Annotated in this window: 16 protein-coding genes and 1 pseudogene; 7 read left to right on the top strand and 10 right to left on the bottom strand. The window is 65.3% G+C overall.

Annotation, left to right across the window (positions count from 1 at the left end; genetic code table 11):
* Window positions 1-91: 91 nt before the first annotated feature.
* From WB785_RS08495 to WB785_RS08485, 3 genes are all read right to left on the bottom strand, one after another.
* Window positions 92-2,482, bottom strand: a complete 2,391-nt coding sequence (locus WB785_RS08495; protein WP_424078442.1) for a CaiB/BaiF CoA transferase family protein — start codon at window positions 2,480-2,482, stop codon at window positions 92-94.
* Window positions 2,483-2,486: 4 nt separating this feature from the next.
* Window positions 2,487-3,458 (bottom strand): enoyl-CoA hydratase/isomerase family protein, encoded by a 972-nt coding sequence (locus tag WB785_RS08490; protein ID WP_424078440.1) that lies wholly within the window; start codon window positions 3,456-3,458, stop codon window positions 2,487-2,489.
* 246 nt (window positions 3,459-3,704) lie between these two features.
* Window positions 3,705-4,340, bottom strand: coding sequence for a TetR/AcrR family transcriptional regulator (locus tag WB785_RS08485; RefSeq protein ID WP_424078443.1), 636 nt, complete (start codon window positions 4,338-4,340; stop codon window positions 3,705-3,707).
* Window positions 4,341-4,438: 98 nt separating this feature from the next.
* Between WB785_RS08485 and WB785_RS08480 the strand changes: the two genes are divergently transcribed.
* Entirely contained in the window at window positions 4,439-5,008 is a 570-nt protein-coding gene (locus WB785_RS08480) for a hypothetical protein (RefSeq protein ID WP_424078438.1), read from the top strand.
* A gap of 7 nt (window positions 5,009-5,015) precedes the next feature.
* Here the strand turns inward: WB785_RS08480 and WB785_RS08475 are convergent, their stop codons facing one another.
* Window positions 5,016-5,762 (bottom strand): class I SAM-dependent methyltransferase, encoded by a 747-nt coding sequence (locus tag WB785_RS08475; RefSeq protein ID WP_424078437.1) that lies wholly within the window; start codon window positions 5,760-5,762, stop codon window positions 5,016-5,018.
* Window positions 5,763-5,887: 125 nt separating this feature from the next.
* Here WB785_RS08475 and WB785_RS08470 point away from each other — a divergent pair, with 125 nt between their 5' ends.
* From WB785_RS08470 to WB785_RS08460, 3 genes are read left to right on the top strand one after another with little or no spacing between them, the layout of a single operon-like run.
* A complete protein-coding gene (locus WB785_RS08470) occupies window positions 5,888-6,877 on the top strand; it encodes a GNAT family N-acetyltransferase (protein ID WP_424078435.1) in 990 nt (329 codons plus the stop codon).
* Window position 6,878: 1 nt separating this feature from the next.
* The gene (locus WB785_RS08465) at window positions 6,879-7,547 is read left to right on the top strand and encodes a DUF5642 family protein (protein ID WP_424078434.1); all 669 of its coding nucleotides are present in this window, start codon (window positions 6,879-6,881) and stop codon (window positions 7,545-7,547) included.
* A gap of 24 nt (window positions 7,548-7,571) precedes the next feature.
* Window positions 7,572-8,228: a DUF5642 family protein gene (locus WB785_RS08460; protein ID WP_424078433.1), complete on the top strand. Its 657-nt coding sequence runs from the start codon at window positions 7,572-7,574 to the stop codon at window positions 8,226-8,228.
* 3 nt (window positions 8,229-8,231) lie between these two features.
* Here WB785_RS08460 and WB785_RS08455 read toward each other — a convergent pair whose 3' ends face one another.
* Together WB785_RS08455 and soxR are read right to left on the bottom strand one after the other, a co-directional pair.
* Window positions 8,232-8,828: an alpha-ketoglutarate-dependent dioxygenase AlkB gene (locus WB785_RS08455; protein WP_424078432.1), complete on the bottom strand. Its 597-nt coding sequence runs from the start codon at window positions 8,826-8,828 to the stop codon at window positions 8,232-8,234.
* An 86-nt stretch (window positions 8,829-8,914) separates the two neighbouring features.
* Window positions 8,915-9,346, bottom strand: coding sequence for a redox-sensitive transcriptional activator SoxR (gene soxR / locus WB785_RS08450; protein WP_424078431.1), 432 nt, complete (start codon window positions 9,344-9,346; stop codon window positions 8,915-8,917).
* Between the two features lie 47 nt (window positions 9,347-9,393).
* Here soxR and arcA point away from each other — a divergent pair, with 47 nt between their 5' ends.
* Window positions 9,394-10,602 carry an arginine deiminase gene (gene arcA / locus WB785_RS08445; RefSeq protein ID WP_424078429.1) on the top strand — a complete coding sequence of 403 codons (1,209 nt, stop codon included), beginning with the start codon at window positions 9,394-9,396 and terminating at the stop codon, window positions 10,600-10,602.
* Between the two features lie 139 nt (window positions 10,603-10,741).
* Window positions 10,742-11,170 (top strand): ester cyclase, encoded by a 429-nt coding sequence (locus WB785_RS08440; RefSeq protein ID WP_424078428.1) that lies wholly within the window; start codon window positions 10,742-10,744, stop codon window positions 11,168-11,170.
* On the opposite strand, the gene WB785_RS08435 is transcribed toward WB785_RS08440, so the two are convergent.
* Complete coding sequence (locus tag WB785_RS08435) at window positions 11,167-12,720, bottom strand: dolichyl-phosphate-mannose--protein mannosyltransferase (protein ID WP_424078426.1); 1,554 nt, start codon at window positions 12,718-12,720, stop codon at window positions 11,167-11,169. The two genes, WB785_RS08440 and WB785_RS08435, sit on opposite strands and share 4 nt — an antisense overlap.
* A gap of 98 nt (window positions 12,721-12,818) precedes the next feature.
* Between WB785_RS08435 and rsmI the strand changes: the two genes are divergently transcribed.
* Window positions 12,819-13,655 carry a 16S rRNA (cytidine(1402)-2'-O)-methyltransferase gene (gene rsmI, locus WB785_RS08430; protein WP_424078425.1) on the top strand — a complete coding sequence of 279 codons (837 nt, stop codon included), beginning with the start codon at window positions 12,819-12,821 and terminating at the stop codon, window positions 13,653-13,655.
* Here the strand turns inward: rsmI and WB785_RS08425 are convergent.
* The 3 genes and pseudogenes from WB785_RS08425 to WB785_RS08415 form a co-directional block, all read right to left on the bottom strand.
* Window positions 13,611-14,864, bottom strand: a complete 1,254-nt coding sequence (locus tag WB785_RS08425; RefSeq protein WP_424078424.1) for an aminodeoxychorismate synthase component I — start codon at window positions 14,862-14,864, stop codon at window positions 13,611-13,613. The two genes, rsmI and WB785_RS08425, sit on opposite strands and share 45 nt — an antisense overlap.
* Before the next feature lie 115 nt (window positions 14,865-14,979).
* Entirely contained in the window at window positions 14,980-15,882 is a 903-nt protein-coding gene (locus WB785_RS08420) for an RNA polymerase sigma-70 factor (RefSeq protein ID WP_424078422.1), read from the bottom strand.
* Window positions 15,879-16,415 (bottom strand): annotated as a pseudogene (locus tag WB785_RS08415) (FAD-dependent oxidoreductase); the annotation flags it as partial. The pseudogene WB785_RS08415 and the gene WB785_RS08420, both read right to left, overlap by 4 nt.

The following is a 16,415-nucleotide window of genomic DNA, read 5'->3' as shown; positions in this document are numbered from 1 at the left end:
GCGCCCTCCGCTGCCAGCGCCCGCGCCGTCGCGGCGCCGATGCCGCTGCTGGCGCCCGTCACCAATGCGGCGGTGCCGGCCAACCTCTCGGTCACTTTCCCTCCGTTGCATGAGCGCCCAAGATGTCGTGTAGGACATAGTCATTGTGCTCGCCGAGGTCGGGGGCGCCTCGCTCGATCTGTGCTGGGACGGTGGACATTCGCCACGGCGCAGCCACTATCGGCCGTTGCCCTTCGCGGTGATCGCTGACGAAGCGGTAAAGCTCGCGGTCCCACAGCAGCTGATCGCTGATGACGTCGAGGGACGTCGCGCTCTTGCTCGATGGCACACCGGCCGACCTGAGCCGCTGCGCCAACTGCGCGGCGTCATGGCTGGTGGTCAACCGCGTGAGGTCTCGGTCGAGCTCATCGGTGTGTCTGAGTCGATCCCGCATGCGCGCATAGCGTGTGTCGTCGGCGAGCGCGGTGGCACCCAGCACGTTGCACAGTGCGCGCCACTGGGTTTCGTCGGCCACGGCGACGCTCAGCCAGTCGCCGTCGGCACAGGGATAGCAGTTGTGCGGGGCCATATCCGGATGGCGGTTGCCTTCTGGGACGATCTGCTTTCCGGTCAGATCTTGTTCGAGCAGACAATCGCCGATCATCGACGAGAGCGCCTCCACGGCCGACACGTCGACGAATTGGCCTTCGCCGCTCAGGTCTCGATGAAGCAATGCGGCTACGGCGGCCAACGCCGCGGCCGCGCCGACGGTCGAATCTCCGTACCGGATGCTGGTGCCGAGTGGGGGTCCGCCTGGATAGCCCACCAGGGAGGCGAGCCCGGCCAACGCGGCGAAGCATGGCGCGTAGCCGGTCTGATAGCCCAGCGGCCCGTCGTTGCCCCACATCTTGATTGACACCGAGATGATGTCGGCCTTGACGGATTTCAGCTGCTGGTAGTCAAGTCCTAGACGCTCCATCGCTCCGGGCCGAAGGTTGTTGATCACGATGTCGCTGTGCGCAATTAGCTCGCGAAGCCGGTCGGTATCCGCGGGAGATTTGAGATCCAATTCCACGCTGAGCACTTCGGGATTGATGGAGAGAAAGTACGGCGCGTGGTTGATGTCGGTGCCGCCGTACGCGCGCATCTCGTCGGGCGACTGAGAGTTTTCCACCTTGATCACTTCGGCGCCCAGGAACGCAAGTAGCTTTCCGGCGTACGGTCCGGCCCACACTTTCGTGAGCTCGACGACCCGAACTCCTTGTAATGGCCCGCCTCGTACCAGCTTTGGCGGTTTGAGTTGTGCCGAGGCCGCCCTCGGCGCCGGCCGAGGCGTCGCGATGCCGGCCATAACCTCGCCGGTGTGCTGGCCCAGGCTGGGCGCCGCAGTGGCGATGCGCACCGGCGATGCCGTCATCAGGTAGGGAACGCCTGCGTATGCCGCGGTGCCGAGTACCGGATGGGTGACGTCTTGGAAGAAGCCGCGATGACGGTACTGCTGCGAGGTTTTCAGGTCGGCAGCGCTCTTGACGGGTACCAGCGCAACGCCCAACCGCTGGGCTTCTTCGGCCACCGCGTCTTTACGCAAGTTCGCGACCCACTTCGCGAACCCGTCCTTGAATGTCGCCACCTTCTCCGGCGTAACCGAGAACTCGAGCCAGTCATCGTCAAATGCATCGAGCCATTTCGGATGTCCCATTAGTTCCTTGAGGCCCACCCAGTGCTTGCGGCTGGTCATGTAGAGAAAGACGAACCCGTCTGTGCAGGCGAAAAATGAGGCCGGGCCCTGCTGATCGTAGTCAGCACGGGTGTTTTGCGGCGCTATCTCTCCGGTGATGAACCTGCCCAGCACGCTGTCGGCTCGCGACGCCAGGACCGCTTGCTGTGACACGTCGATGAATTGGCCGGCGCCGGAGTGCAGCTGGCAGAACAGGGATGCGGCTACACACAGCGCCGCGTCGAGCCCGGCCTCGTAGTCGGCGACGAAACGGCCGGGCCCCTTCAGCGGCGGTTTGGCGGGATCGGCATTGCTGGGTGTGTGATAGCCCCAGCCGCTGCTGTTGAATACGTTGATGCTCTTGGCGTTCTGGAATTCCGGCGGCGCTTGGGCGCCGTACGGGGTGATCGAACAGAACACCACGGCGGGGTGCCGACGCGCAATATCGTTCGCCGACAGGCCAACCGATTCGGTCCACGACGGCACATGATCGTCTACGACCGCATCGGCCGCGGCGATGATCTTGTGCAGCGTCTCGATCTCGTCGGCTGAGCTGACGTCGAGCACGACCGACCGCTTGTCGGTGTTCAGGTAGGCGAACAGTGCGCTGCGCTCGGGGCTGCCATCGTCACCGATGATCGGCGCCATCGCCCGAGTCGGGCTGCCGCGATGCGGGCGCTCGATCTTGATCACGTCGGCGCCAAAGTCCGCGAGCAGTTTGCCGCAGTATTCGCCGGCAACCGATTCTGCCAGCTCGACGATCCTGATACCTGTCAGTGCCGACATGGCCTCAGGGCTTGTTCCGTCCCGAGCGGCTTAACCGCCACTCCGGCGGGAAATTCATGTCGTTGTCCTTGACCACATTGTTCAGGCCTTTGCCAAAGGTGCCTTCGGTGAGGTCGACATCGTTTTCGCGGTCGTTCTGGATCAGCGGCAGCATCCCTTCGACCATGCCGGTGAGCAGGCTGCCGAAGTATTCGCCTTTGTGCTGCTTGTATAGCTCGAGGAATGTCTTCTGCACCGCGACGGTGTCGGTGGGGCGGGACCGCGAGCAGGCCATCGCGTACTTCAGCGTCTCGTCTTCCAGCTTGTCGCGGGGCACCACGCTGTTGATGAAGCCGCATTCATACATTTCCTTTGCGCTGAACGGCCGTCCGGTGAACAGCATTTCGGAGAATTTCCGCAGGCCCATCGTCTCGGCCCACCACCACAGACGTGGTCCCCAACCCACGTAGCGGAACGCGGGATGTCCGAAAAGCGCGTCGTCAGAAGAGATCACCAGATCAGCGTCGCCGGCTTGATAGAAGTGCCACCCGTAGCAGTAGCCCTTGGCCTCGATGATGCTGATCTTGCGTAGCTCTTGGAGTGGACGGTTTCCCGCTTTGGCTTTGGCGTAGAAGTCGGTGACGGTCGATAGATAGCGGTAGGAACCACCGGGCGGGTACTTGACGTCGTCGTCGTTGATCGCGAGCTCGTGCAGCAGCGGCATGCCGGGGTTTTCCAGCATGCCGCGCTGTTCGGGAAGGTCACCGCCGCTGCCGAAATCCTCTCCCTCGCCGCGGATCACGACAACCTTGACGTCGTCGTCGACGTTGCACTTGTGGATCAGGTCGGCGTAGTTCTGGCGCATCCCCAACGTGGTCGAGTTCTGTGCCTCGGGACGGTCGAAGGTGATATAGGCGATCCGGTTTTTGGTGTCCTTCTCGAACTTGATCAGCGGCTCGGCGTCGCGCTTCATTTGTTCGTAGTCGTACTCAGGCATCAGTCATCTCCTGCTTAGTTGGTGTTGCCGGTGCTGATCGTCACGAAATCGTGCCTTTCGCTTTAACTTCCACGTCCGGGTGCGCCGCATGCGGGTTCGATGCCGCAAGTGTGTCAGCGTCTGAGGCGGCGTGGGCGATTTGTACTTTCTGCTTAAAAGAACTGCGCTCGACGGCGCCGGCGCCGAGGAGTAACTCTATTGCCGTAGAGAACCATATGCGTCTGCTTTGGGCAAGAGGCCGCCGCGCTAGCGGGTCAGCCGTCCCTGCTGATCGCTGCCCAAGATCCCCGTCACGATGGCCGAAAGGACGCCGTCGAGCCGCTCTGGGCTGTCGATGATTCGGTCGCCGTGGGCGAAGCGCAGCAAAAGGCCGTTGATGAATGTGAGTGTGACGTTGCTCAGATCGTCGACGACGGCGGGGTCCAGTTCGGCGCCGTGCGGCAGCAGCTGCACCAGGATGTCGTGGTGCAGCTTGGTGAAGGCGTCAGTGCCGCGTTGCAGGGTCGCCGCGATCGCCGGATCGCGGGTCGCCTGCATGGTCAGCTCATAGCGCGCCTTCGTCAGGCTCAGCTGCGGCTCTTCCCCGGACTGGATGACAAGGTTGGCCAGCGTGGAGGCCGACGCCCCGTCAGCGAGGCCGGCCTGGTCGGCAACCGATTGCAACGTGGCCAGGTCGAGCTCGACCATCCGCTCGGCAACCGCGCCCAGTAACGCCGAGCGCGTGCGGAAGTAGAACGAGGTGGTGCCATCGGGCACGTCGGCGCGTGCGTCGACTTTCAGATGGCTCAGGCCCTTGGCGCCGTCATCGGCAAGTAGCTGGATCGCCGCATCGCACAATTCGCGGCGGCGCTGGTCCGGATTAGGCTTGCGTCTCTTTTGTATGCCGGCAGTGTAGCGGCCCTTTACCGGCGATTTTGGTGTCAAAGCGATCTCGTCGTGTGCTAGGTTTTCGTTCGACGTGAGGTTACTCTATATTCGTAGTGTCAATCAACAGCCAGTCGAACGGACAGCATGTGGCCGCTCCCGCCAGCCCTCTCACCCCACTGAATAGCCCGGCTCAGCTGCCGGTAGCCAAGTCGCCGCGGCGGGCGCCGGAGGACTCCGGCCGGTATCGACTTCACGTGGTCGCGACCAACATCGCCGATGTGGTCACGTCGATCGGCGGGCTGATCGTCGATCGGGCGATGGCGGGATGGGATGTCACGGTCGCGCTCGACGGCCACCGGCGAGGCGCAATCGACGACCGGCCGATACGAATATTGGGCGCCAGCGTCGCGACCGCGCCCTCGGGCCCCCACGTGCTGGCCGTCGCAACCGACGTGTTCGTCGCGAACGAACCGGTCCGCCGGCTGGCGGTGGCGGCCCGCAGTGGCAACACGGCCGACGTTCTGCTTTGGGGTCGGCGCCATCCGCCGAATCTGAACTGCAGGTTCGTCCCGGTTCGACACCGGCTGAGCGCCGCCGCGCAGGCGTTCAAATCTCACGCCCTGGCTGCTCGGGGACCTGTTGCCGCGGAGTTGACCGAAGAGGGGTTCTATTCGATGGGCTGACCCCCGGTCAGCTGGGCTTGCGGGCCGTCACGAACTGCAACGTGCGCTGCGTCTGCTGCTCTACGTCGATCAAACCGGCCGAGGTGAACAGGTCGACAAAGGCATGACGATCGAACATCCGCAATCCGATAACGCGGGCACCTCCTATCATCGCGTGCCGGACGGGCGGCGACTGCCCGGCGTAGCTCGTCAGTATCGCCACTCGTCCGCCGGGCGTGAGAACTCGTACCATCTCGTGGGCAACCCGAAACGGCTCAGGCATCAGATAGAGGGCGCCGAAACAACAGACGGCGTCGAATGTTTCATCGCCGAACGGCAGCGTGCTGGCGTCCCCGCGGACGTAGCAGGTGCGCGGGCCGCTGTTGTCCAGCACGGCGCGCTTGAGCATCGGCTCGGAGATGTCCAACCCGACCGCAAGGCCGCCGTCGGGGAGCCGTTGCGCCAGTCGGCCGGTGAAATTGCCTGGGCCGCAAGCGACATCGAGCAGCCTGTGCGCGCCGGGCAGGCGTAATGCTTCGGCGGCGCGTCGTTGCTCGGCGCCGGTGGTGACTCCGCTGGCAACGTAGAACGCAACCGGGCGCCACAGTCGTTCGTAGACGCCCGCGACCAACGGGCTGTTCATTGCGCGCTGGGCGAAGGTGGGCACTGGCGCGGCCGTTGATTCGCCCAGCACGTCGAGGAAACCGTGCCGCACGGTCGCATCGCGGTCCAGCAGGTTGCGGGTCGTCTCCAGTGGATCCTTGCCGATGTCCATCCCGTGAGTCTGGTGCATCCTTGCTGCGAACCGAACCCAGCCCATAACCTTGGCAGCATCGGACCGCGACCGGGTGTCGCTGAACCGGGCGCGTACGAGACGGCGACAGGGGCGGATTTGGCATCGTGACCGATCGGACCGCGCTGCGCGCCGACGAACTCGCCGCGTTGGACATCTTCAAGGGATGTCCGCCGGAGGACCTGATGCCGCTGGCGGCGAGCCTGCAACCACTGCGGGCCACCGCGGGCCAAGTGCTCATGCGGCAGGGTGAGCAGGCGGTTTCCTTTCTGCTCATCTCGTCGGGCACCGCCGAGATCAAGCACGTCGGAGAGGACGATGTGGTGACCGTCGAGCAGGTGTCCGCCGGCATGATCGTCGGCGAGATCGCTCTGCTGCGGCACATCCCGCGGACGGCGACCGTGACCACGATCGAGCCGCTGACCGGGTGGATCGGCGACATGGACGCGTTCGCCCGGATGGTGCATGTCCCCGGAATCATGGGCCGGCTGGTGCGCACCGTCCGCCAGCGGCTCGCCGCTTTCCTGACGCCGATCCCTGTCCGGGTTCGCGACGGAACAGAACTGCTGCTCCGCCCGGTGTTGCCCGGTGACAGCGAGCGAACCATGCAGGGGCATGTCTGGTTCTCCCGAGAGACGTTGTATCGGCGGTTCATGTCACCGCGGGTCCCCAGCCCGGCGCTCATGGACTACTTGGCAGAGGTTGATTACGTCGACCACTTCGTGTGGGTGATGACCGATGCGGAGGGCAACCCGGTTGCCGATGCGCGCTTCGTTCGAGACGATCACGATCCCACCGTCGCCGAGATCGCGTTCACCGTTGCCGACGCCTATCAGGGCCGCGGTATCGGTTCGTTCTTGATCGCCGCGCTCTCGGTAGCCGCCCGGGTCGACGGAGTCGAAAAGTTCACCGGCCGAATGCTCGCCGACAACGTGGCGATGCGGACGATCATGGACAATTACGGTGCGTTCTGGGAGCGCGACGACGTCGGGGTGGTCACCACCGTCATCGATGTGCCGCGGGATATTCCGTTGAGCCGCGATATGACGGATAAGATCAAACGTGCTGCGCGCCAAGTTATTCGGTCTGTCGGCTAGCATGCGGCCCTGGGTCGCTGCGGTGGTTGTGGTTGCCCTGCTGCTCGCCTCATGTGCGCAGGCACGCCAATCCGCGCCGGCACCGTCGGGCACCCCTGCGGCTCGCCACATTGATCCCGCCAACATCAGACGGGTGGGACGCGAACTACCGCCTGGCTATGAGGTGACCGCGGCTTCGGGCCAGGCTGCGCCACCGGCGCTCTGGGGTCTTGGCGGCAATAGCGCATCGGCCCCTGCGCGTTGCGCGGCGCTGGCCGACCCGGCCGGCGGTCACGGGCAATCCGCTCAAGGCATTTCGGGATCCGGTGCGGGCGGGATCGTGTACGCAATTGTCGCGGCCGCGCCGAGCGGCCCGGTTTCACTGGATCAGCAGCTGGTTTCGCAGTGCCGTGGGTGGACCATGACCAGCCGACGTGCCACTGCCCACGTTCGTCTGGTCGACGCCCCCCGCATCGACGGCGCCGAAACCCTCGGTATGGCAGCCGATATCACCACGTCGGTTGAAGGCGGCAACCAAATCGGCTCCCAGGCAAACACCTTCACGGCTTATCTCGGCGACTTCTACGCGTTCACCACGCTGATCAGTGACCCCGGCTCACCGCACTCGCCGTTGACGCCGCAGTTCGCCGCCGACCTGCTGGTGAAAGCCGTGTCGGCGTTACGCGCTTGAGGACGGTGCATTAGATTGACGCGGATGATGCGGATAGCGGTCGCGATCGGATGTGCCTGCTTGCTGGCGGCCTGTTCTCACGGCTCTTCGGACAACGCCGCATCCGCCGATATCACCAAGATTTCGCAGGTGGACTCCAGCTTCGGACCGGGATATAAGGTCAAGGACGTCCCGAAGACCGGAATCGATCCCAAGGTGCTCTCGACGCACAAGCTTCCGCCGGGGCTGACGTTCGACCCGTCAGATTGCTCGTCGTTTGTGATCGGCGAGGACATGCCGCCGGGCCTGCAGGGCAACATGGCCGCCGTCGCCGCCGAGGGTGCCGGCAACCGCTTCATCGCCATGGCCGTGCAGACGTCCGAACCGGTGCCGTTCAACGAGCCGGCCCGGAATTGCAAGAAGGTGGCATTCCAGGGCGGCAAGATGCGCGGCCTCATCGAGGTCGTCGATGCGCCGCAGATCGAGGGCACGCGCACCCTGGGAGTGCACCGTATCCTGCAAACGGTGGTTGACGGAAAGCCCCGCAGCGGAGAGCTTTACAACTATTCCGCGCACTTTGGCGACTATCAGGTGATCATCACCGCCAACCCGCTGCTGAAACCTGGCCAGCCCGTCACGCCCGTCGACACGAATCGCGCGCGCGACTTGCTGGTCAAATCTGTCGCGGCTGTCAGAAGCTGATTTCTAGCGCACGTCTCTTGGCCGGAACTGGATACTGACCCGGCCACCGGTAGCGGACGACGTTTTGGGAATCGAGTGCTCCCAGGTTCGCTGACACGAACCGCCCATCACCAGCAGATCGCCATGAGCCTGGGGCAGCCGCAACGACGCCCCGCCGCCGCGGGGCCGCAGCGCGAAGGTCCGGGTGGCGCCGAGGCTGACAATCGCCACCATGGTGTCCTGGGTGCTGCTGCGGCCGATCGTGTCGCCGTGCCAGGCGACGCTGTCTGACCCGTCGCGATACCAGCACAGGCCTGCCGTGGTGAACGGCTCGCCCAGCTCGCCGGCATAGATGTCGTTGAGCCGGCGGCGCAGCCGGCTGAGCCCCGGATGCGGCGGATCCTCGACTGTCAGGTCGTGAAAACTCACCAGGCGCGGCACATCGAGGACGCGGTCATACATCTGACGGCGCTCGGCTCGCCACGGCACTGTCGCCAGCAGTTCGGTCAATAAGTCGTCGGCGCCGGTTAGCCAACGGGAGCGGATATCGATCCACGCTCCGCTGCCTAGCGGCCTGCGCTCGTTGCACTCGAACAACGATTCCTGTACGGCAATCGCCACAGCCGCGAGTCTATCGCACACCCGTTCGAACTCGCGCGGCGACGATGCGGGCCGTGCAGCGGCCCGAGGAGGAGCCGGGCAATCAACTACAGACGTACTGGTCCGGGTCCTTGTTTGGCCAGCACATCGCCCGGATTGGACAACGCGCAACTGCGCAGGCTCAAACAACCGCAGCCGATGCAGTCGGCGAGGTTGTCGCGCAACCGCTGAAGATGCAGGATCCGATCGTCGAGGTCGGCCCGCCAGCCGGCCGACAGCCTCGCCCAGTCCCGGCTGGTCGGAACCCGATCGCTGGGCAGTGTGGCCAGCGCATCCCGCACCCGCGCCAACGGGATGCCCAGCCGATGCGACATCCGGATAAAGGCGACGCGGCGCAGCGTCTCGCGACTGTAGCGGCGCTGGTTGCCTGACGTCCGCCTGCTGGTGATCAGCCCCTGCCGCTCGTAGAAGTGCAAAGCCGAAACCGCAACTCCGGCGCGCGTCGCCAGTTCGCCGGGAAGCAGTTCGTCGGTGTCCATAACCTCAACCATAATTGAGGTGGCGATTTCGGGTTACCGTGCTAAGTGTGAGCAGTATTGAGCTGGGGTCCGACTCCGAAGTGGGCGTACTGAGGGTGGCCATCCTGCATCGACCAGGCGCCGAACTGCGCCGACTCACCCCGCGTAACAACGATGATCTGCTGTTCGACGGATTGCCGTGGGTCGCAAGGGCGCAGGACGAACACGATGAATTCGCCGAGTTGCTCAGCTCCCGCGGCGTCGAGGTGCTGCTGCTGTCCGACCTGTTGACTGAGGCTCTGGCGAGCGGGGCGGCCAGGATGCAGGGCATCGCCGCGTCGGTTGACGCCCCACGCCTCGGAATGCCTCTGGCACAAGAGCTCTCGGCCTATTTGCGGAGCCTCGACCCGGCCGCGCTGGCGCATGTGCTGACGGCCGGCATGACGTTCGCCGAGCTGCCTTCAGATGCCCGCGCGGACGATTCGCTGGTGCATCGAATGCACCACGACAACGACTATGTCATCGAACCGCTCCCCAACCTGGTTTTCACTCGCGACTCGTCGATCTGGGTCGGACCTCGGGTCGTCATCCCATCGTTGGCGCTGCCGGCTCGGGCGCGTGAGGCGTCGTTGACCGATTTGATCTATGCGCACCATCCGCGATTCACCGGGGTGCGCCGGGCCTACGAATCACGCACCGCACCCGTCGAAGGCGGTGACGTGTTGTTGCTGGCACCGGGCGTCATTGCGGTCGGGGTGGGTGAGCGGACCACGCCGGCGGGCGCGGAGGCCTTGGCGCGCAGCCTGTTCGACGACGACCTGGCCAGCACGGTATTGGCCGTACCGCTGGCCAAAGAACGAGCGCAGATGCACCTCGACACCGTGTGCACAATGGTCGACACGGATGCGGTGGTGATGTACGCCAATATTGTCGATTCGTTGTCCGCTTTCACGATTGCGCGCACGGCCGATGGTGTACAGATCTTTGACGAAGCTCCGTTCGTCGAAGCCGCGGCCGCCGCGATGGGTATCAACAAGTTGCGTGTCATCGACACCGGGCTGGATCCCGTTGTCGCCGAACGTGAACAGTGGGACGACGGCAACAACACGTTGGCACTGGCACCCGGCGTCGTCGTCGCGTATGAGCGCAACACGCGAACCAACGCTCGTCTCGAGGACGCCGGGATCGAAGTATTGACGATCGCCGTCTCAGAGCTGGGCACCGGTCGCGGCGGCCCGCGGTGCATGTCCTGTCCGGCCGCCCGCGACCCGATTTAGCCGCATTGAGATTGCGCTCAGGGCTGTGATCGGCGGGATTTCACGACCCTGAGCGCAATCTCAATGGATAGCCGCGCGGCTGTCACAATCGCACGCGCCGCGGTGTCTAAGAGGGTAGCCAGCCGAATGGAGGAGTCGAATGTCGACACCGCAGGAAAAAAGCAACAAGGAAACGTTCAGCCGGTTCCACGACATCGTGAATTCCGGTGATGTGGCGGTCATCTCGAAGATGATCGATGAGCTTGTCGAGCCCGATGCGCTGATCCGCACGCCGGTGCCGCTGGACGTGACTGGCGCGGAGGCGCTCAAGCATGTGTGGGCGGTGCTGCTCGCGGCCTTCCCCGACCTTCATCTCACTGTCGAGGACATGATCGCGGAGGGCGACAAGGTCGTGGTGAGAAATACCGTTACCGGGACGCACCGCGGTGAATACATGGGACTGCCTCCAACCGGCAAGTCGGTGACCTACAACGAGATTTTCATCTTCCGCTTCGTCAACGGCCGAATCGCCGAGACGTGGGGAGTCGTCGACGTGCTCTCGCAGATGAAGCAGCTCGGGGTCATCTAGCGCCAGCTGGGCAGCCAGATCTCCATATCCCAGGTTGCCTGTGAAATCGGCTGGCCGGTGAGCACCGGAAACAGCCACGCAAAGTTCGTCAAAACCAATGCGACATAACAGGATACCGCGATCATCCCCAGGGTGCGACGTTCGGCGTTCTGGCCCGGTTTGTAGAGGATGTCGCCGAGGATCAGCCCGATCGCCATCGCCAGAAACGGCGCCATGGTGGCTGCGTAGAAGAAGTACATCTGCCGGTCGATGTCGGCGAACCAGGGCAGCCAGCCGGCGCAATAGCCGACCAGCACCGCGGCGTGGCGCCAGTCGCGGCGCACGATCATCCGCCAGCAGGCGTAGCCGAGGACGGGCACCGAAAGCCACCACATCGCCGGCGTGCCGACGAGCATCACCGCCTTGACACACGACTGCGCGCCGCAGCCCGGGACATTCTGCTGATCGATGGCATAGAGCACCGGCCGCAGCGACATCGGCCAGGCCCACGGTTTGGATTCCCAGGGATGGTAGTTGCCAGCCGAATTCGTCAGGCCGGCATGGAATTCGTAGGCCTTGGCGGTGTAATGCCACAGCGACCGGATGGCATCGGGTAGCGGGAAATCCGTTTGCGTTCCGATCGATTGGCCGACCTCGTGTCGATCGATTGCAGTCTCGGAGGCGAACCAGGGCGCGTAGCTAGCCAGGTACACCCCGAACGGGATGAGCAGCAAAGCGTAGAGGGTAGGGCCCAGATCGCGGCGGATGACACCCAGCCACGGGCGCAGGACCTTGTATTGGCGGCGTGCCGCGACGTCGAACGCCAACGACATCAGCCCGAAGAACACCACGAAGTACAGCCCGGACCACTTTGTCGCACAAGCCAAACCGAGTAGCACGCCTGCGCCGAACCGCCACCAACGCACACCAAGCCGCGGTCCCCAGACCGTCTCGTTGCTGCGGCCCTCGGTCAGCGCGACGTGCATGCGCTCGCGCACCTGGTCGCGGTCAACGATCAGCGCACCGAACGCCGCGACCACGAAGAAGGCCAGGAAACCGTCGAGCAACGCCGTGCGCGCCGCCACAAAGCTGACCCCATCGCCGATCACCAGCAGTCCGGCGATTGCGCCGACCAACGTCGAGCGGCTGATTCGTCGCACAATGCGCACCACCAGCGCCACCATCAAAATGCCGAGTATTGCGCCGGTGAACCGCCAGCCCAGCCCGTTGTAGCCGAAGATCGCTTCACCTATCGCGATCAGTTGCTTGCCGACCGGCGGATGAACGACCAAGCCGTAGCCCGGGTTGTCTTCCACGCCGTGGTTGTGCAGCATCTGCCAGGCCTGCGGCGCGTAATGCTTTTCGTCGAAAATCGGTGTACCGGCATCGGTCGGCGAACCCAGGTTCACCGTCCGCGTCACCGCCGCAAGAGCAGCGATCACTGCTGTCACGACCCAGCCCTCTAACCGGTCCACTGGGCCGAAGTCGGGCGCCGGCATTATCGGTCCGGGGCTGATGACGGGTACAGCCCGCTCGGTGGCGACGAGTTCATCGGGCGGAGCGGTGTTCATAAGCGCCGCTCGCCCCCGCAACCGGGAGGTGCCCCCACCTCATCGCTGCGGTGTCTTCTGTCGTCGGCGCGCATTGGACCGATCGTAGGCTGTGGGCCATGACGACTGGTCGACTGTTGCTGGGCGCGACGCCGTTGGGCCAACCGTCCGATGCCTCACCCCGGCTGATCGCCGCTCTGTCGTCGGCTGATGTGGTGGCCGCCGAGGACACCCGCCGGGTGCGGACGCTGGCCAAGGCGCTTGACGTTCGGATCGGCGGCAATATCGTCAGCTTCTTCGATCACGTCGAGGCGTCCCGGGTGCCCGAGCTGGTCGATGCGATCAGCTCGGGCGCCACGGTGCTGGTGGTCAGCGACGCCGGGATGCCGCTGATCAACGATCCGGGCCACCGGCTGGTGGTGGCGTGCCTGGACGCCGGTCTGCCGGTGCGGTGTCTGCCCGGGCCCTCGGCGGTGACCACCGCGCTGGCGGTCTCGGGGTTGGCATCGGACAAGTTCTGCTTCGAGGGATTCGCGCCGCGCAAGCAATCGGCGCGTAAGGCTTGGCTGGCGTCGCTGGCCGACGAGCGGCGCACGACGGTGTTCTTTGAATCGCCGCGCCGGCTGGCCGCCTGTCTGCGTGACGCCGTCCAACAACTCGGTGGGGAACGCCGGGCGGCGGTGTGCCGAGAGCTGACCAAGGTACACGAGGAAGTGGTGCGCGGATCGCTGACCGAACTGGCGACCTGGGCGGCCGACGGCGTGCTGGGCGAGATCACCGTCGTGCTCGCCGGCGCCACCCCGCGCGCCGAGGTGGCGGAGCTGGTGGCCCAGGTGAGTGCTCTGGTCGATACCGGGATGGGCGTCAAAGACGCTTGCGCGCAGGTGATTGCCGCCACGCCGGGAGCGCCGTCACGGCGTGAGCTCTACGACGCGGTGCTGCGGGCCCGCAGCTGAAGTACCCAAGATCGGCGCCGCCTTGTGCAGGCATTCGTCCCACTCGGCGTCGGCGTCGGAGTCGGCGGTGATTCCGCCGCCGGACCCAAGCACCGCGTTGCCGGCCGGGTCGAACTCCACGGTGCGGATTGCGACGCTGAGCTCACAGCCGGCTACCGGCGACGCCAAACCGACTGTGCCGCAATACACTCCGCGCCCAGACTGCTCCCACCCTGAAATCAGTTGTCGGGCACGGAGTTTGGGAGTTCCGGTCACCGAAGCCGGCGGGAATGCCGCGTCGAGCAGCGCCGACATCGGCAGCTCGACCGGCATCAGCGCCGATACCGTCGACACCAGGTGCCATACACCCGGCGCGGGCCGCACCACCAGCAGCTCGGGCACGGTGACCGATCCGGTGACGGCGACGCGACCCAAATCGTTGCGGACCAGGTCGACGATCATGATGTTCTCGGCGACATCCTTGACCGAGGCTCGCAGCGCCGACGGCGGAGCGTCCAGTGGCAGCGTGCCTTTGATCGGGCTCGACGTGACAACCTGACCCCGACGGCGCAAAAACAGTTCCGGCGACAGCGAGGCCACCGCCCCCCACGCTCCGGCGACGAACGCGGCCCGCGACGGCGCGGTGCGCGCAACACCGTCGACGAACAAGTCCAGCGGTTCGCCGGCGATCGCGCCGGCGAACTGGGTGCACACGCAGGCCTGATAGACCTCGCCGGCGCGGATCGCCTCCAGACACGCCAGCACTCCGCTGCGATGCGCCTGACGGTCGGCGGCGTCCCAGTCGATGCGGTAAGGCCGCGCCGGCATCGACGTGGCCAGGGCCTCCAACAGCCAAGCCGGCATCGGGGCACCGGAGAGGCTCTCGTACCACCACTGCCGGTCGCGGTCGCAGCGCAATACGCAGTCCGTCCAACCGCCCGCGGCTTCGGGTATTCGCGGGGGTCGTCCGTCGGCGCCAGGATCGGGGTAAGACAGATAGCCGATCCAGCCGCCGCCGACCGCCGTGCTGTCTGCTCCCGGTCGCACCGCGAACGCCTCGGCGGCATCGACGGGTCGTACCGACACACTCGGCGCAATCACCGCCAGCGAACCGAACCACTCACCGGTCAGCGCGGCCGGCGGGGGCAGACCCAGCCGGTTGGTGGCGTCGCCGATGGCGCGCAGCACTTCGGGTGCGCCGCCAAGATCGCCGAGCCGGTCGATTCTCACCCCACCAGCTTGGTGTGTTGCGCGAGCAGACGCAAAAGCCCCTCGACACGCCGTGCGTACGGGGGCTATTGCTGGGGGCACCGTTCGATTGCGGGGGACTGCTCGCGCGGAGGTGTCAGCCGCGGCTGATTTCGTGTGGGGTTGTCAGCCTGGTCAGCTTTTCGGGATTGCGCGTCGCGTAGAAGTTGGTGATCTTGCCGTCGATGATCTCGATGGTGAACACGCCCTCCAGAAGGTCGGCGCGATAGAGCAGGACGGCCGGCGCGGAGTTGCACATGGCCATTTCCACGCGAACATCGGGAATTTGGGCGGCGCGGCCCACCAGGCCGACGACCGCGCGAGCGACTTTTTCGGCCCCGATCACCGGCCGGCGCGCCGCGCTGGCTTTACCGCCGCTGTCGGCGGTCCACACCACGTCGGGCGCCAGCATCGCCATAACGGTTTCTACGTCGCCGGTCGAGGCCGCAACCATGAATTGTTCAGTGATACGGGCGTTTTGCTCTGGGTCCACCGGGGTGAAGCGCCTGCGCCGGGCCTGCACGTGCTCGCGGGCCCGATGGGCGACTTGCCGCACCGCCGGCACGGATTTGCCTACTGCGGAGGCAATTTCGTCGTAGTCGAAGCCGAATACTTCTCTCAGCACGAATACCGCGCGTTCGTCGGGGCCCAAGGTCTCCAGCAACACCAGCATTGCCATCGAAACCGATTCGGCCAGTACGACATCGGCCGACGGGTCCTGCTCTTCGAGCAGCAGCGGCTCGGGCAGCCATGGGCCGACGTAATCCTCCCGACGCCGGGCGCCGGCGCGCAGCGCGTTGAGCGCCTGACGGGTGACCAGCTGGGCCAGGTAGGACTTGGTGTCGTGCACGCTCGCAAGGTCTACCTTTGCCCAGCGCAGATAGCTGTCCTGTAGCACGTCATCGGATTCTGTTGCCGAGCCGAGGATTTCGTAGGCGATGGTGAACAGCAACGGCCGCAGCAGCGTGAACCGTTCTGCGTGTTCGTCGGATGTGGTCACGGCACCGTGACCACATCGTGCGCCAGCCGTTCGGCGCGCCTACCGCCCTTGAGCCAGCGATACCACCCCGGCTTGGCGGCTTCGCGGCGAATGCCCCACACCGTGCCTTTGCAGACCAATTCCTTGATCGACGCGGCGAACCGGCCGCCGATGAACAGGTTCAGCGGGGTGTCGTCGGGACGGGCGAGCTGGACGGTGGCATAAGAGCGGCCGATGCTGATGCACTGCCCGGTGAAAGCTTGGTTGATCGCGGCGGGCGGCGTTCCGGCGATGCGGCTCAGCACCGTGTTGGCGGCCTGGGCGCCGAGCGGAATCGCGGCCTGGCAGCTCATCCGCAACGGCTGATCCGAGGGCGCGGCGGCGTCACCGGCGGCCACGATGCGCGGGTCGTCCACGCTGGTCAGTGTCTCATCGGTGAGCAGCCGGCCCAGCTCATCGGTGCGAAGCCCGCTGCGGGTGGCCAGCTCCGGCACGCCGAAGCCCGCCGTCCACACCGTCACCGCGCTGGGCAGCAGGGCCCCGTCGGCCAGCAC

This window comes from Mycobacterium sp. (genome assembly GCF_049585075.1).
Classification (GTDB): Bacteria; Actinomycetota; Actinomycetes; order Mycobacteriales; family Mycobacteriaceae; genus Mycobacterium.
Note: the sequence above shows the minus strand (reverse complement) of the source record. Positions and strands in the feature narration are given on the sequence as shown.

Excerpts from the sequence above, each read along its gene's own strand:
- soxR (WP_424078431.1), bottom strand. The coding sequence starts at position 9,346 with ATGGACACCGACGAACTGCTTCCCGGCGAACTGGCGACGCGCGCCGGA.
- WB785_RS08490 (WP_424078440.1), bottom strand. The coding sequence starts at position 3,458 with ATGCCTGAGTACGACTACGAACAAATGAAGCGCGACGCCGAGCCGCTG.
- WB785_RS08460 (WP_424078433.1), top strand. The coding sequence starts at position 7,572 with ATGATGCGGATAGCGGTCGCGATCGGATGTGCCTGCTTGCTGGCGGCC.
- rsmI (WP_424078425.1), top strand. The coding sequence starts at position 12,819 with ATGACGACTGGTCGACTGTTGCTGGGCGCGACGCCGTTGGGCCAACCG.
- WB785_RS08475 (WP_424078437.1), bottom strand. The coding sequence starts at position 5,762 with ATGGACATCGGCAAGGATCCACTGGAGACGACCCGCAACCTGCTGGAC.
- WB785_RS08495 (WP_424078442.1), bottom strand. The coding sequence starts at position 2,482 with ATGTCGGCACTGACAGGTATCAGGATCGTCGAGCTGGCAGAATCGGTT.
- WB785_RS08435 (WP_424078426.1), bottom strand. The coding sequence starts at position 12,720 with ATGAACACCGCTCCGCCCGATGAACTCGTCGCCACCGAGCGGGCTGTA.
- WB785_RS08440 (WP_424078428.1), top strand. The coding sequence starts at position 10,742 with ATGTCGACACCGCAGGAAAAAAGCAACAAGGAAACGTTCAGCCGGTTC.
- WB785_RS08465 (WP_424078434.1), top strand. The coding sequence starts at position 6,879 with ATGCGGCCCTGGGTCGCTGCGGTGGTTGTGGTTGCCCTGCTGCTCGCC.